We start from the raw sequence: 13,785 nt of genomic DNA, 5'->3' as shown, positions 1-13,785 counted from the left end.
GTGGGGACAAGACCATGTTTCATGCGTTATGATAGCGGTGAAGGGGTCCGACCATCAGACCACTCGCAGGACCTCGCGAAAGGAAGGCGAAAGCATGCTCACGCCGGAAATCCTCGCCGCGCTCCGGGCGGCGGTCGGCGAAGAGTGGTGCCTGACCAGCAAGGCTGATCTCATGGCCTACTCCTATGACGCCACGCCGCTTTACCAGCGGCTCCCCGACGCCGTCGTTCTGCCCCGGACCACCGAGGAGGTGGCCGCGGTGCTGCAGATCGCGCACGCGCATCGCATCCCGGTATTTACCCGGGGCGCGGGCACGAACCTGGCCGCCGGCACGGTGCCCGCAGGCGGCGGCATCGTCCTGTCCCTGAACCGCATGAACCGGATCCTGGAGATCGACCAGGAGAACCTGACGGCCACCGCAGAGGCCGGGGTCATCACCGCCGAGCTGCACAAGGCCGTCGAGGCCGTGGGCCTGTTCTACCCGCCCGACCCCGGCTCCATGACCTCCTCGACCCTCGGGGGCAACGTCATGGAGTCCGCCGGCGGCCTGCGCGGCCTGAAGTACGGCGTGACCAAGGACTACGTCATGGGCCTCACGGCCGTGACGGCCGACGGCCGCATCTTCCGGGCCGGCGGCAAGAACGTGAAGGACGTTGCCGGCTACGACCTGGTGAAGCTGATCTGCGGGTCCGAGGGGACCCTCTGCGTGGTCACCGAGGTCATCCTGAAGCTGCTGCCGATGCCCGAGGCCAAGCGCACGGCCCTGGCGGTGTTCCACGACATGGAGGCGGCCGCGCGGACCGTCAGCCGGATCATCGCGGCCCGCATCATCCCGTGCACCCTCGAGTTCATGGACAACGGCACCATCCGCGCCGTGGAGGACTACGTCCACCTGGGCCTGCCCACAGACGCCGCGGCCCTGCTGCTCATCCAGCAGGACGGCCCGGCGTCGGTCTGCGACGCCGACATTCAGCGGATCGCCCAGATCTGCCGGGAAGAGGGCGCCACGCGGGTGGAACACGCCAGCGATCCCGCCGAGCAGGACCGGCTGATGCAGGCGAGGCGCTTTGCGCTCTCGGCCCTGGCCCGGCGCAGGCCCACCACGATCCTGGAGGACGCGACGGTGCCCCGCAGCCAGATCGCCCCGATGGTGGCGGAGATTCAGCGCATCGCGCAGAAGTACGACCTGGACATCTGCACCTTCGGCCACGCCGGCGACGGCAACCTCCACCCCACCTGCATGACCGACGAGCGGAACAAGGAGGAGATCCAGCGGGTCGAGCAGGCCTTTGCAGAGATCTTCGCCGCCGCCCTGGAGCTGGGCGGCACCATCACCGGCGAGCACGGGGTGGGCGAGGCCAAGTCGCCGTACCTGGAGTGGAAGGTCGGACCCGTCGGCATCGAGCTCATGAAGAACATCAAGAAAGCCTTCGATCCCCACGGCATCCTGAACCCGGGCAAGCTCTTCGCGGGCGAGACCCGGAAGCGGGTGGTGGTCCGCCAGTGAAGGTGCAGATCTCCGAGGATATGATCCTCAACTGCATGCGCTGCGGGTTCTGCCTGCCCGCCTGTCCCACCTACCGGTACAAGCAGGTGGAGTCGGCGAGCCCGCGGGGCCGCATCGCGCTCATGCGCGCGGTGATGGAGGGCAAGCTGGACGTCCTGGACATCGCCGGCCCCCTGGACACCTGCCTGGGCTGCCGAGCCTGCGAGCCCGCCTGCCCCGCGGGCGTCACCTACGGAGCCATCCTGGAGCAGGGGCGGGCCCAGCTCAACCAGGTGAGGCCCCTGCCCGGCGTCGTGCGGTGGGCCTACCGCTGGCTGCTGGGCACGCCGGGTGGCATCCGGTTCTCCGCCTGGGCGCTGTGGCTTTACCAGAAGCTCCGCCTGAACGCGCTGGCGCACCGGCTGAACCTGGTGGAGAAGATCGGCGGTAAGGGGCTGGCCGATATGGAGCGGGCCATCCCGCCCGTCGCCTCGCCGGCCAGGCGCGCCGCCCGCAAGCCGGCATACCCCGCCGCCGGGAACCGCCGGTACCGGGTGGCCTTCTTCATGGGATGCCTCTCCGACATCGTGTTCTTCGAGACCAATCAGAACGCGATCGAGGTCCTCACGGGGCTCGGGTGCGAGGTGGTGCTCCCCGCGGGTCAGGGATGCTGCGGCGCCGTGCACAGCCACGCCGGCGAGCACGAGCTGGCCGTTGCGCAGGCCAAGCGGAACATCGCCGCCTTCGAGACCAGCGGCTGCGACTTCATCGTGAGCACGGCCGGCGGCTGCGGCGCGGCCCTGCGGGAGTACGACAAGCTGCTGGCCGACGACCCGGAGTGGGCCGACCGGGCCCGGGCGTTCTCGTCCCGCTGCCGGGACTTCTCCGAACTGGTGGAGCAGCTCGGTCCCATCCCGATGGGGGACATGACCGGCACCTACACCTATCAGGATTCGTGCCACCTGCGCAACGTTCAGAAGGTGGCGGCGCCGCCCCGCAACCTGCTCAAGTCCATGCCCGGCGCCCGTTTCGTCGAGCTGCCGGAGGCCGACCGCTGCTGTGGCGCCGCGGGCACCTACATGATCACCCAGGCCCTGCTCTCCGACCGGATCCTGGACGACAAGGCGCAGAAGGTCGCCCAGACCGGCGCCGCCACCCTGGTGGTGGCCAACACCCCCTGCCACCTGGAGATGCTGGAAGGCATCCAGCGGGCGGGCCTGGCCGACCGGGTGCAGGTACGCCACATCGCCGACGTGGTCGCCGAGGCGATGCGCAAGGCCCCGGCTGCCGGGGGAAGTCACTGAGCGCAACGCGAAACGAAGAGGGCGGTTCCGCCTTGCCTGGCGGAACCGCCCTCCTTTCGCCTGCATGACAGACAGCCGCTGCCGAAGCGCCGCGCACCGGCCAGACCTGGGGAACCCGGTTCCCAAACACCCGGCGCAGCAACGCGTACGCGGCGATCATGGCCAGAAACCCCAGTCCGCCGTACCGCTCCGGGCGCTCGATGGGCAGCGACCACACGACCGCCCCCACCAGGCCGGGCGCGACAAAGTAGACCAGCAGGTACGTACCGAGCAGAACGAGGAAAGACCTCACGCCAGACGCCTCCCTTGCCTATTCCTCCGGCTCGGGCCGCGCTTCCTCATCGCCCGGCGCCTCCGGGAGCGGCTTGCGCCCCATCATGCCCTCGTGCAGCCCGTGGTACCAGCGCACCTCCGGCTCGCCCGGCCGCCAGCAGAGCAGGACCTCCTGCCCGTCCACGATGGCCGGGAAGTCCACCAGGTAGCCGCCCTTCAACTCGCCCCCAAGCTCCCGGATGCGGTCGCACTGGCCGCGGGAGAGGATCCGGAGGAAGTCCAGCTCGGCCTCCTCCTTCAGAAAGGTGTAGGTGTCCACCGGGTCGTCCCGCCGCCGGGCCTCCACCTTCCGCTGCCTCAGCCGCCAGTCCTTCTCCTGAATCTCGGCATCCAGGCGCCTGAGGTAGGCGATGATGCGCTCCAGTTCGGGAATGAGACGGTTCACTTCAGCCGGCGTAAAGTAGCGGGTTGCCATCCTCATCCCCACCTTCCCACGGCCATCGCGCGGTCTGTTTACGCGCATTATACGGAGTCCGAAGGGAAGAAGTCAAACGGTGTGCGCGCCCTGAACCTCTCGGTAGCTAACCTTTCAAGTCAACAGTACCAGTCCGGGTGAGCGGTCCGTCCAAAGAGGGGTGGACCCCCGGCGGTCCGCCCCCTCGCGCCCCGGCGGGCTGCGAAGTCGTGACACGGAAAGGCGGTGACCACGGTTGTCCGTGGACAAGGCAAAGATTGAGCAGGCGGTGCGGATGATCCTGGAAGCGGTCGGCGAGGATCCGGACCGCGAGGGGCTGCTGGAGACGCCCCGCCGCGTGGCGGACTTCTACGAGGAGGTGTTCGCCGGGCTCCACCGGGACCCGGCTGAAAGGCTCACCGCGATCTTCAACGAGGACCACGAGGAGCTGGTGATCGTCCGCGACATCTCCTTCGAGTCCATGTGCGAGCATCACCTGCTGCCCTTCTTCGGCAAGGCGCACGTCGCCTACATCCCCCGCAGCGGCCGGGTGGTCGGGCTCTCCAAGCTGGCCCGGGTGGTCGAGGACTTCTCCCGGCGGCCACAGCTGCAGGAGCGGCTCACCGCCCAGATCGCCGACCTGCTGATGGAGAAGCTGAACCCCCTCGGCGTGCTGGTGGTCGTGGAAGCCGAGCACATGTGCATGACCATGCGCGGCGTGCGCAAGCCCGGATCCTCCACCATCACCTCCGCGGTGCGGGGCGTCTTCCAGACCAGCGAGGCGACCCGGGCCGAGGCCATGGCCCTCATCCGCGGCGTCAGGTAGCGAAGCCTCCGCAACCCCAGGGTTGCGGAGGCTTTCTCCTTCCACCAAGACCCTCCGCAAGTCGTGGAACCCTGTAATGGCAAGCCCCGTCCAATCTCATAGTTAGATTGTTATTGAGGTGACACACCTTGGCAATACGCCGTAAGCTGGCTGCGGCCCTCGCCGCGACAACCCTGCTGGTCAGCGGGGCACCGGCCCTCGCGGCCGACGTGCAACCGCTCTCCCTTTATGTAAACGGACGGGAGCTTTATCTGCCACAGACCCCCATCCTCCAGGAAAACCGGGTCCTGGTCCCCATGAGGGCCTACCTCGAATCGCTGGGCGCCGAGGTCGGATGGGAGCCGCCCAACCTGGTCACGGCCCGGATGGGCGAACACACGGTGTCCCTCCGCATCGGCCAGTACACCGCGCAGGTGGACGGCCGTGAGGTGCCGCTGGACGTCCCGGCGCAGATCATCGCCGACCGCACCTACGTCCCCCTCCGCTTCCTCTCCGAGGGGCTCGGAGCCGAGGTCGGGTACGACGGCGCCACGCGCACCGTGACGGTGGTCACCGCACCTCCCGGGCAGCTGGAGGTCATCGACGGGCCCCTGAACGTGCGGGCGGAACCGAGCACCACCGCGCCCATCCTGACGACGGTGCCGGTGGGAACCCGGCTGGACATCGTGAGCGAGCAGCCGGGGGCGGAGTGGACGCAGGTCGCCCTCCCGGGCGGCACACTCGGCTGGGTGGCGAACCGCTACACACGCACCGTGGGGAGCGAGCCGGTGGTGCAGCCGCTGCTCGCGCTCCTGGAGCAGCGGGCCTACCTCCAGGCCGGCGGACAGTGCATCGGGGCCGTGCCGCTGGTGAACAACCTGACGTACGTCCCGCTGGTGGAGGCGGTTGAGGCGCTGGGCGGTTCGGTCCGCCGGGCCGGTGACGGCACGGCCATCGCCGCGGAGCTGGGCGGCCGGCAGCTTCTGATCACGCCCGACTCGGCGACCGCGACCCTGAACGGTCAGGCGGTCGCGCTCTCCGCCGCCCCCCTGCTGGTCGGCGGCCGGCCGCTGATCCCCGCGCGCGACCTGGCGGACCACCTGGGGGTGACCCTCTCCTGGTCTGACGCCACCCGCACCGTGACCCTCGGCCCGGCCGGGGGCACCACCTGCATCCCCGACATCGCGGCGCAGGCGTACATCCTGGTGGATGTGGCCACGGGAGCGGTGCTCAGCGAGTACAACGCCCGCGCCCCCCGGGCGATCGCCTCGACCACCAAGATCATGACGGCGCTCCTGGCGGTGGAGCAGGGCCATCCCGACGCGGTGGTCACGGTGAGCGCCAACGCCGCCAGCCAGCCGGGCACCAGCGTGTACCTGCGCGCCGGCGAGCAGCGCACGCTGCGGGAGCTGCTGTACGGGCTGATGCTGGTCTCCGGCAACGACGCCGCCGTCGCCATCGCCGAGCACCTGGCCGGCAGCGAGGAGGCCTTCGCCCGGCGCATGAACCTGCGGGCCGCGGAACTGGGCGCGCAGAACACGTATTTCGTCACGGCCTCCGGGCTCGACGACGACGTAAACCCCTACTCCACGGCGGAGGATCTGGCCCGCATCTCCCTGGCCTCCCTGCGCAACCCGCTGTTCCGCTCGTACATGTACCTGCCGCAGGCGACGATCCCCGGGCTGTGGGGCAACCGGCAGCTGACCAACAGCAACCTCTTCGTGCTCCGTTACCCCGGCGCCACAGGGGTCAAGAACGGGTGGACGGAGAAGGCCGGGTACACCCTGGTGGCCTCGGCGTGGCGGGACGGCCGCGAGGTGATGCTGGTCCTGCTGGGCGGCGAGAGCCGCAGCGCGCTCTACGCCGAGGCGTACAGTCTGATGGACCACGGCTTCGTCCTGGCAGACCAGTCCTGGCTCCTCCGATGAGCGCGAAAAACGACCGCCCTCCGCAGCGCCGGAGGGCGGCTTCTGTTCGGCATTTCTCCATTCAGACCAGCTCGCGGGTGGGAACGGCGAGGCGAGAGTCCGGAGGGGCCAACCTGCACCGGCCGGGTCCATCGACCTGAACCAGCACGGGTTTGAGCACCGGACGCCCCCCGACCAGCCCCTGTACGCTCACCTCGAGCAGCCCGGCGAATCCAGGGTTGGAATAGCTGAACTCCGCCGCCGCAACCAGTGGATCACAGGGCGTCTGGATATGCGCGTCAGCCGGCCAGCGGGTTGGCGTGAGGCGCTCAAAATAGGCCACGACCATTCCTCCTCTCCGCGACCTTGGCATCCATTTCTTCGCCAAACATCGCGTTCCTCCTGCTGGTCAGAGCGGCCAAGAAGCCGAACAGCCGCATGCGCCCGTTCATCCCATCGAGAAGAGCTGCTTCATGCGCTTCACATTGGACCGGCTCACGATGACCTCGGAGTGCTCCTTATCCTTCAGCTTCAAGATGTACGCACCATTAAAGTACGGGCTGATCTCCTTCACCTGATAGATGTTCACGAGGTAGGAGCGGTGGCTGCGGAAGAACTGCGAGGACGGCAGCCGCTCGGTGAGCTCCTGCAGCGTGTGGCGCGTGAGGTATCGCTCCGAATAGGTCTGGACGTATACGTTGTACCCCTCGGAGAAGATGTAGACGATCTCGTTCAGCGGGAGCGGGATCTGCTTGTCATCCTTCTCGCACATGAGGAAGGTCAGCTGCGGCTTGGACGCGCCCGCAGGCCGCTCTGCGCCCTCAGACGCCTCCGGCCGGGCCTCTCCCGCCGCGGCCTCCTTCGCCTCCCGCAGCCGCTGGATCGTCTCGCCCAGCCGTTCGGCCTCGATCGGCTTCAGCAGGTAGTCCGTCGCCGGGATCTCGAAGGCCGACACGGCGTAGTTCTCGTAAGCGGTGACGAAGACGACCTTGGGCATGACCGGGCGGCCCTTCAGGCTCTTGGCCAGCTCGATGCCCGTCATCCCCGGCATCTGCACGTCGAGAAAGATGACGTCGTAGTCCAGCGCGTTGATCAGGGCCATAGCCTCGCGAGCGTTGGTCGCCTCTCCGATGACCTCGACGTCGGGGAACTGGCTGAGCTGATACCGCAGCTCCATCCGGGCCGGGTATTCATCGTCAACGATCAGGGCCCTCAGCACCATTGGCAACCTACGCTCCTTCTCAGCTGGAACTTTTGCCTACCCATTGTAGACGACGGTCCGGGGATCGCCAAGAGTTGTCACGTGAAACGCAGCTCAATCGCCCTGAGCTGCATGCTGCAGGGGGATGCGCAGCCGGATCGCCGTGCCCCGGCCGGGGGTGCTGCGGATGCGCAGCCGGTACTGCGGGCCGTAGAGCGAGATCAGCCGCTCGTTGACATTGGTGAGGCCCAGCCCCATGTTGTTGCCGTACCCTTCCTCGAAGACCCGGCGCTGCGTCTCCCGGTCCATGCCGACACCGTTGTCGGCGATCAGGATATGCAGGTGGCTGCCCACCTGTCGCGCCCGGATGCCCACCACGCCGGTGTCCTCCTTGGGCGCCAGGCCGTGGACCACGGCGTTCTCCACCAGCGGCTGCAGGGTCAGCACGGGGACCATGGCGCCTGTGACCCGGGGGTCCACCTTCATCTTCACCCGGAGCTTCTCGCCGAAGCGGGCCTGCTCCAGGGAGAGGTAGATATGGATGTACTCCAGCTCGTCCTGGAAGGTGTTCATGTTGCCCCGGGTGGTCAGCGACCGCCGGAAGAACTGGGCGAGGCTCACCAGAAGCTCACGGGAGCGCTCGGGGTCGGTGCGCGAGAACATGATGATGGTGTTCAGCACGTTGAACAGGAAATGCGGCCGGATCTGCGCCTGCAGCGCCTCCAGCCGGGCCCGGACCACCAACTGCCGCTGCCGTTCCGACTCGGCCAGCTCCATCTGGATGCCCAGCAGCGCCGCAATGCCCGCGGCCAGCCGCACCACGTAGGTAGGCACGGGCGCGTTGGAGGCCCGGTACAGCTTGAACGTGCCGACCACCTTCCCCCGGAACTTCAGGGGCGTGATCACCGCCGCTTTCAGGGGGTGCGGGCAGCCCGGCTCGTCGCAGGAAAGCACCCGCGGGTCGTTCACCACGCGCGCCTCGCCTGTCTCCAGCACGTGGCGGGTGGCCCCGGTGAGGATCGGCCCCCCCTGCCGGTGCCGCCGGCAGCCCACGCCCGAGAAGCCGAGGATCACCTTGTCGTCGGTGATCGCCACGGCGTCCATCTCGGTGATCTGCCGGATGATCTCGCAGATCTTCTGCGCCGACTCGAAGTTGAGCCCCTGCTTCAGGTACGGCATCGTCTCCTCGCCGATCCGCAGCGAGGTGTCGAAGCTGGTGATGGACTCGAGGACGGCCGGCGAGATGGACTCCTCGTCGTCCTGCCTGGTCAGGAGCCAGGCGGCCAGGACCAGCTGCAGGACGACCACCGCGGCCGCCCACATCTCCGCCCGGGGCGGTCGGGCCCACACCAGCCAGACCAGTGCCGCCCCGCCGACGCCCACCATCGCCAACAGCAGCGCCCGCGCCCTGCGGTTCACCACGGGTACACCTCCCACTGCGAAGCCGCCGCTCCCACCGGCCGCGCCGGGCCGGGCGATATCGCTCCGGCGCGGTGTATCGTCGAAAAGGACACAACCTTGACGTGACTCTATTCTCCCTGGGTCCACCGTCGCCTGCCGGATCCGCGAGAGGAGGAGGCCGAGACCGTGCGTGCGGAGCCCCCGCCCTACCAGCCGCCCGCCGAGGTGAGCCCCGGCATCTTCCTGGTGCCCATCCCCATCCCGATTCCCCTGCGGTACGTCAACTGCTACCTGTTGCGAGGACCCTCGGGTTGGACCCTGGTCGACACCGGCTTCCACGACAGCCTGGCCGAGGCCGCCTGGCCCCGCGCCCTTGCGCACCTGGCCATTCGCGCGCAGGACATCAAGCAGATCGTGCTGACTCACTACCACCCGGATCACGTGGGCGCGGCCGGCTGGCTGCAGCAGCTCACCGGCGCCCCGGCCTTCCTGCCGGAGACCGAGATGGAGCAGTTCCACCGGTTCTGGGCGGACGGGACCGGGGCCATGGCGGAGCGGCTCCAGGCGCTCTTCCTCGGGGAAGGGATGGACGAGGCCACTGCGAGCGCCCTCCGCCGGCACCACCTCCAGCAGGTGGAGCGGGTCCGACCGCTCCCGGAGCTACGGCCGCTGGCAATCGACAGCCGGATCGCCATGGGCGACGGCACCTATGAGGTGATCTGGACGCCGGGCCACTCCGACGGGCTGGCGGTCTTCTGGGACGCGCGGCGTTCGATCCTGCTGGCCAACGATATGCTGCTCAGCGGCATCACACCCAACGTGTCGGTGTGGCCCGGCAGCCGCCCGAACCCGCTGGCCGACTACCTGGCGTCGCTCCGGCGGGTGGCCGCCCTGGGCGCCCGACTTGCGCTGCCGGGCCACCGGGCCCTGATCCGCGACGTGGCCGGGCGTGCCCGGGAGATCCTGGCCCACCACGCCGAAAGGCTGGCCAGGGTGACGGACGCGGCCGCAGCCTCCCCGGGCGGCGCCACGGCGTGGGAGATCTGTCGGCGGATCTTCCCGGTGGACGGCCTGACGCTGCACCAGGTCCGCTTCGCCATGGCGGAGACGCTGGCGCACCTGGTCTATCTCTGCCGCGAGGGGCGGCTGCGAAAGGAGGGCATGCGCTACCTGCGGGCATGAGCTTCGGGCGCCGCCGGCCGGCGTCCACCCGGAGAAGCCCGATGCGGTGTAATCGAGTAGGAGGGGGCGGCTAGCCCCCGTCCTCTCACACCACCGGACATGCGAGTCCGCATCCGGCGGTTCGCCAGGATTGACGAGTCGCTTCATAGCATTCGGTCAGGCTTATCAGCCCCTGGGCACGCCAGTAGGCGTCGCCCAGGGCGCTGTTTAGTGGGCCACCTGCCATCCGCCACGGGCCTTTGCGGCTGTTGGCGAGTTGGTAGACTACCCATTCGGGCAAACCGAGGGCGCGCAACTCCCGAAAGCGCGTGCGTACACGCTTCCACTGCCTCCATACGCATGCTCGCAGCCGACGCTTCAGCCATCCTTCGAGTCTTTCAAAGGCTGACCTGGCATCGGAGAGCGCATAGTACCCAACCCAGCCCCGCAAGTAGGCATTCAGGCACCGGATTCGGTCCTCCATGCTCTGGCTGCGGTTGCGGTCCGTCAGCGTGCGGAGCTTGTCCTTCACGCGTTTCAGGCTCTTCGGGGCCAGCCGGATGCGCACTCCCCGGTGCTTGTAGAAGCTAAACCCGAGGAACTGCCGCTTCCACGGCCGGTCCACTGCGCTCTTCTCCTCGTTGACCTTCAGCCGTAACCGCTCCTGCAGGAAGTGGCGCACGCTCCTGTAGACCCGTTCTCCCGCCCGCTTGCTGCGGACGTAGATGTTGCAGTCATCGGCGTACCGGACAAAGTGGTGGCCACGGCGCTCCAGCTCCTTGTCGAGGTCATCCAGCAGGATGTTCGCCAGCAGCGGACTCAGCGGACCGCCCTGCGGCGTCCCTTCCTCCGTCGCCACGACCACCCCGTTCAGCATGACCCCGGCCTGTAAGTACCGCCGGATCAGCCGCAGCACACGCTTATCCGTTACCCGCCGCGCCACGCGGGCCATCAGCACGTCGTGGTTGACCCGGTCGAAGAACTTCTCCAGGTCCATGTCCACGACCCAGTCGTACCCTTCCTCCACGTACTGACGTGCCTTCCTGACCGCATCATGACCCCGCCGCCCCGGCCGAAAGCCGTAGCTGGATTCGGAGAATGTCGGGTCAAAGATCGGCGTCAGTACTTGCAGGAGTGCCTGTTGGATCAGGCGGTCCATCACGGTGGGAATCCCCAGCATCCGCTTGCCGCCGCCCGGTTTCGGGATTTCGACCCGGCGGACTGGCTGCGGTCTGTAGGTCCCCTGGAGCAGTTCCTCACGGATGCGGCTCCACTCCACGCGAATCTGGTCCCGCAGCCGTTCGGTGGGGACACCGTCCACGCCGGGAGCGCCTCCGTTCCGCTCCACCCGTTTCAGGGCGGCCAGCATGTTCTCCCTGGCCACCACCTGCTCCATCAGGTTGCTGTGCTCCCCGCGGGGTGACGTTCCGTCTTGTGCCGGCTGCCCACTCCGCCCTCTCGCCGTCCCTTGCGGCTTCACCGCTACTTCCGGCGAGCAGGTCCCGTTCGGGGTCTTCTGCGTTTGTCGCGGGCTGCTCGAACGCAACGGGTTCACCCCTTTCCTGACGTTCGGCCCTTCCCGGTTGGGGCGTCCCCCTGCCGGTACTATGGCCTTTGCTGACTTCTGCCGGTTCAGCTGCGTCTCCCGACGCAGGTTACCAGCGTTGCTGGCGTTCCCGGCAGACCTCCCCGGGTAAGGACGCTGACCTTCACCCCGCACCCGCCCCATCTACCGCACCGCCCTTTGGCAGCTTCGGGTTTTGCTGTGTTCGGCCAGCTCACCCGAGCGGCACAGCCTCCTATGGGGTTCGTGTTCCTCGGGTCGTGGCTTTGCCTCGGGCTTCCTTCAGATTCCGCCTCACGACAGACACCCTTGCCTTTGGCTAACGGGCTGGTGCTGCCTCGCCCGTAGCGGACTTTCACCGCCAAGTCAGCGCCCATGCCGGGCACACCGAAACCGGGCCGGCGGGTGTTCCGCCGGCCCGAAGTCGTGCCGTTCTAGTGTGCGCAGCCGCCGCTGCCGCAGGACCTGGGGGCGCCGGCAGCGTTGGCCGTACGGAAGGACTGGCCGCAGGCGCAGCCGGTCACCGCGTTCGGGTTGTTGATGGCGAAGCCGCCGCCCATCAGGCTGTCCACGTAATCGATGGTCGAGCCGTCCAGGTACGGCAGGCTGGCCGGATCGATGACCACCTTGATGCCGTCGAACTCGCTGATGTTGTCGTCCGGGCGCGGGTTGCGCTCCAGAGCCATGCCGTATTCAAAGCCCGAGCAACCGCCGGGACGCACCAGCACGCGCAGGGCCAGGTTCTCACCCTTGGACTTGATGATCTCCTTCAGCCGGTTGGAAGCCTTCTCCGTCAGGGTGATGTTCACAGGGAATTCCCTCCTTTGCTCCCGTAACGTCTAGTTTACCACGTCTGATCCACCGTGGCTCAACTATATGCCATCTCGCCGCGAATCGCAAGAGTCCCTCCCCAACCGTTGAGACGACCGCCGCCGGCCGGGCGGTGCGGATGGCTTTCCCCGAAAGAGCCGAGGGTGTATAGTAACGGTAGCTTGTCAAAACCCGCCGGCAAGGGAGATGACCATGACCCCCGTTGCGCTCACGCTCGCCATTCTGCTGACGTCGGTGCTCGCCGGGCTGGTGGGCTCCATGCTGGGGCTGGGCGGCGGCATCATCATCGTCCCGGCCCTGACGCTGTTCTTCGGGTACGATTTCCGCACCGCGGTGGCCGCCAGCGCCGTGGCCATCATCGCCACCTCCACCGGGGCCGCCGTCGCCTACCTGCGCGACCACATCACCAACACCCGCATCGCCATGTTCCTGGAGATCGGCTCCACCCTCGGCGCGCTGTCCGGGGCCTTCATCGCCGGGTACGTGCCGGCGCGGTTCCTTTTCCTCCTCTTCGCCGCCCTCATGGCCTACTCGGCCTTCTCCATGTTCCGGGCCCGGAAGTCCGAGCTGCGGGAGGACGTGGTCCCGGACCGGCTGTCGGAGCGGCTGCAGCTGCGCGGCGCGTACTACGACAAGGCGCTGGGCCGGACCATCTCCTACCGCGCCACGGGCGCTCTTCCTGGCCTCCTCCTCATGTACGTCTCGGGCGCGTTCGCGGGCCTGCTGGGCGTCGGGGGCGGCACGTTCAAGGTGCCCGCGATGGACATCGTCATGAAGCTGCCGATCAAGGTGTCGACGGCCACGTCCAACTTCATGATCGGCGTCACGGCCGCCGCCTCCGCAGCGGTCTACTTCGTGCGGGGCGACGTGCAGCCGCTGGTGGCCGGCCCCGTGGCCCTGGGGGTGCTGTGCGGGGCGCTCCTGGGCTCCCGGCTGATGGTCAGGATGAAGGGATCCACCCTCCGCCTCCTCTTTGTCCCGCTGCTGGTGTACGTGGCCGTTCAGATGGCCTGGAAAGGGGTGACCTACTAGGTGGACAGCCTGCAGACCCGGCAGCACGAGGTCTCCCGGGATGTCGAACGCGTCGAGCTGGCCGTCGCCCACCTGCTGCGAATCGGCACCGCCGTCGCCGCAGCGCTCATCTCCGCCGGCCTCGCGGTCACCCTCCTCCAGCTGTCCGTGTCGATCGGCCCGACCCTGGTGACCGCGGGGATCATCGCCCTCATCTGCACGCCGTTGCTTCGGGTGGCGGCGGCCATGGTCATCTACCTGCGGCTGGGGGACGTGGTATACGGCGTCATCTGCCTGGCCGTGCTGCTCTTCGTCCTCGCCGGCATGCTGCTCGGCGAAGGACACTAGGCCCCTGACGCCACAGGCCCGCCGGGATCCTGCCCGGCG

Annotated in this window: 13 protein-coding genes; 7 read left to right on the top strand and 6 right to left on the bottom strand. The window is 68.1% G+C overall.

What is annotated here, in order from left to right:
• Window positions 1-94: 94 nt before the first annotated feature.
• Window positions 95-1,507, top strand: a complete 1,413-nt coding sequence (locus STH_RS05085; RefSeq protein WP_043713481.1) for an FAD-binding oxidoreductase — start codon at window positions 95-97, stop codon at window positions 1,505-1,507.
• The gene (locus tag STH_RS05080) at window positions 1,504-2,790 is read left to right on the top strand and encodes a (Fe-S)-binding protein (protein ID WP_011195124.1); all 1,287 of its coding nucleotides are present in this window, start codon (window positions 1,504-1,506) and stop codon (window positions 2,788-2,790) included. The genes STH_RS05085 and STH_RS05080 overlap by 4 nt, the downstream gene beginning before the upstream one ends.
• 310 nt (window positions 2,791-3,100) lie before the next feature.
• On the opposite strand, the gene STH_RS05075 is transcribed toward STH_RS05080, so the two are convergent.
• Entirely contained in the window at window positions 3,101-3,538 is a 438-nt protein-coding gene (locus tag STH_RS05075; protein WP_043713479.1) for a DUF2203 domain-containing protein, read from the bottom strand.
• Between the two features lie 241 nt (window positions 3,539-3,779).
• Here STH_RS05075 and folE point away from each other — a divergent pair, with 241 nt between their 5' ends.
• Together folE and STH_RS16950 are read left to right on the top strand one after the other, a co-directional pair.
• On the top strand, window positions 3,780-4,343 hold the full coding sequence (folE, locus tag STH_RS05070) for a GTP cyclohydrolase I FolE (RefSeq protein ID WP_011195122.1): 564 nt from the start codon (window positions 3,780-3,782) through the stop codon (window positions 4,341-4,343).
• 128 nt (window positions 4,344-4,471) lie between these two features.
• Complete coding sequence (locus STH_RS16950; protein WP_083765971.1) at window positions 4,472-6,250, top strand: stalk domain-containing protein; 1,779 nt, start codon at window positions 4,472-4,474, stop codon at window positions 6,248-6,250.
• Window positions 6,251-6,311: 61 nt separating this feature from the next.
• On the opposite strand, the gene STH_RS05060 is transcribed toward STH_RS16950, so the two are convergent.
• The 3 genes from STH_RS05060 to STH_RS05050 all read right to left on the bottom strand — a co-directional run bounded on the left by STH_RS05060 (window position 6,312) and on the right by STH_RS05050 (window position 8,852).
• Window positions 6,312-6,572: a hypothetical protein gene (locus STH_RS05060; protein WP_043713474.1), complete on the bottom strand. Its 261-nt coding sequence runs from the start codon at window positions 6,570-6,572 to the stop codon at window positions 6,312-6,314.
• A 105-nt stretch (window positions 6,573-6,677) separates the two neighbouring features.
• Window positions 6,678-7,451 (bottom strand): LytR/AlgR family response regulator transcription factor, encoded by a 774-nt coding sequence (locus STH_RS05055; RefSeq protein WP_043713472.1) that lies wholly within the window; start codon window positions 7,449-7,451, stop codon window positions 6,678-6,680.
• Between the two features lie 93 nt (window positions 7,452-7,544).
• Window positions 7,545-8,852, bottom strand: a complete 1,308-nt coding sequence (locus STH_RS05050) for a histidine kinase (protein WP_242654576.1) — start codon at window positions 8,850-8,852, stop codon at window positions 7,545-7,547.
• A gap of 165 nt (window positions 8,853-9,017) precedes the next feature.
• Between STH_RS05050 and STH_RS05045 the strand changes: the two genes are divergently transcribed.
• The gene (locus STH_RS05045; protein WP_011195117.1) at window positions 9,018-10,013 is read left to right on the top strand and encodes an MBL fold metallo-hydrolase; all 996 of its coding nucleotides are present in this window, start codon (window positions 9,018-9,020) and stop codon (window positions 10,011-10,013) included.
• A gap of 85 nt (window positions 10,014-10,098) precedes the next feature.
• Here STH_RS05045 and ltrA read toward each other — a convergent pair whose 3' ends face one another.
• Both ltrA and STH_RS05035 read right to left on the bottom strand, forming a co-directional pair.
• Window positions 10,099-11,388 carry a group II intron reverse transcriptase/maturase gene (gene ltrA, locus STH_RS05040; protein ID WP_011195116.1) on the bottom strand — a complete coding sequence of 430 codons (1,290 nt, stop codon included), beginning with the start codon at window positions 11,386-11,388 and terminating at the stop codon, window positions 10,099-10,101.
• A 602-nt stretch (window positions 11,389-11,990) separates the two neighbouring features.
• Entirely contained in the window at window positions 11,991-12,365 is a 375-nt protein-coding gene (locus tag STH_RS05035; protein WP_011195115.1) for a HesB/IscA family protein, read from the bottom strand.
• A 214-nt stretch (window positions 12,366-12,579) separates the two neighbouring features.
• Between STH_RS05035 and STH_RS05030 the strand changes: the two genes are divergently transcribed.
• Entirely contained in the window at window positions 12,580-13,419 is an 840-nt protein-coding gene (locus tag STH_RS05030; RefSeq protein WP_011195114.1) for a sulfite exporter TauE/SafE family protein, read from the top strand.
• Window positions 13,420-13,746, top strand: coding sequence for a DUF1634 domain-containing protein (locus tag STH_RS05025; RefSeq protein ID WP_011195113.1), 327 nt, complete (start codon window positions 13,420-13,422; stop codon window positions 13,744-13,746). It begins immediately after the preceding gene.
• Window positions 13,747-13,785: the final 39 nt, after the last annotated feature.

This window comes from Symbiobacterium thermophilum IAM 14863, assembly GCF_000009905.1.
Taxonomy (GTDB): domain Bacteria; phylum Bacillota; class Sulfobacillia; order Symbiobacteriales; family Symbiobacteriaceae; genus Symbiobacterium; species Symbiobacterium thermophilum.
This window is presented reverse-complemented; position numbering and strand designations above follow the sequence as displayed.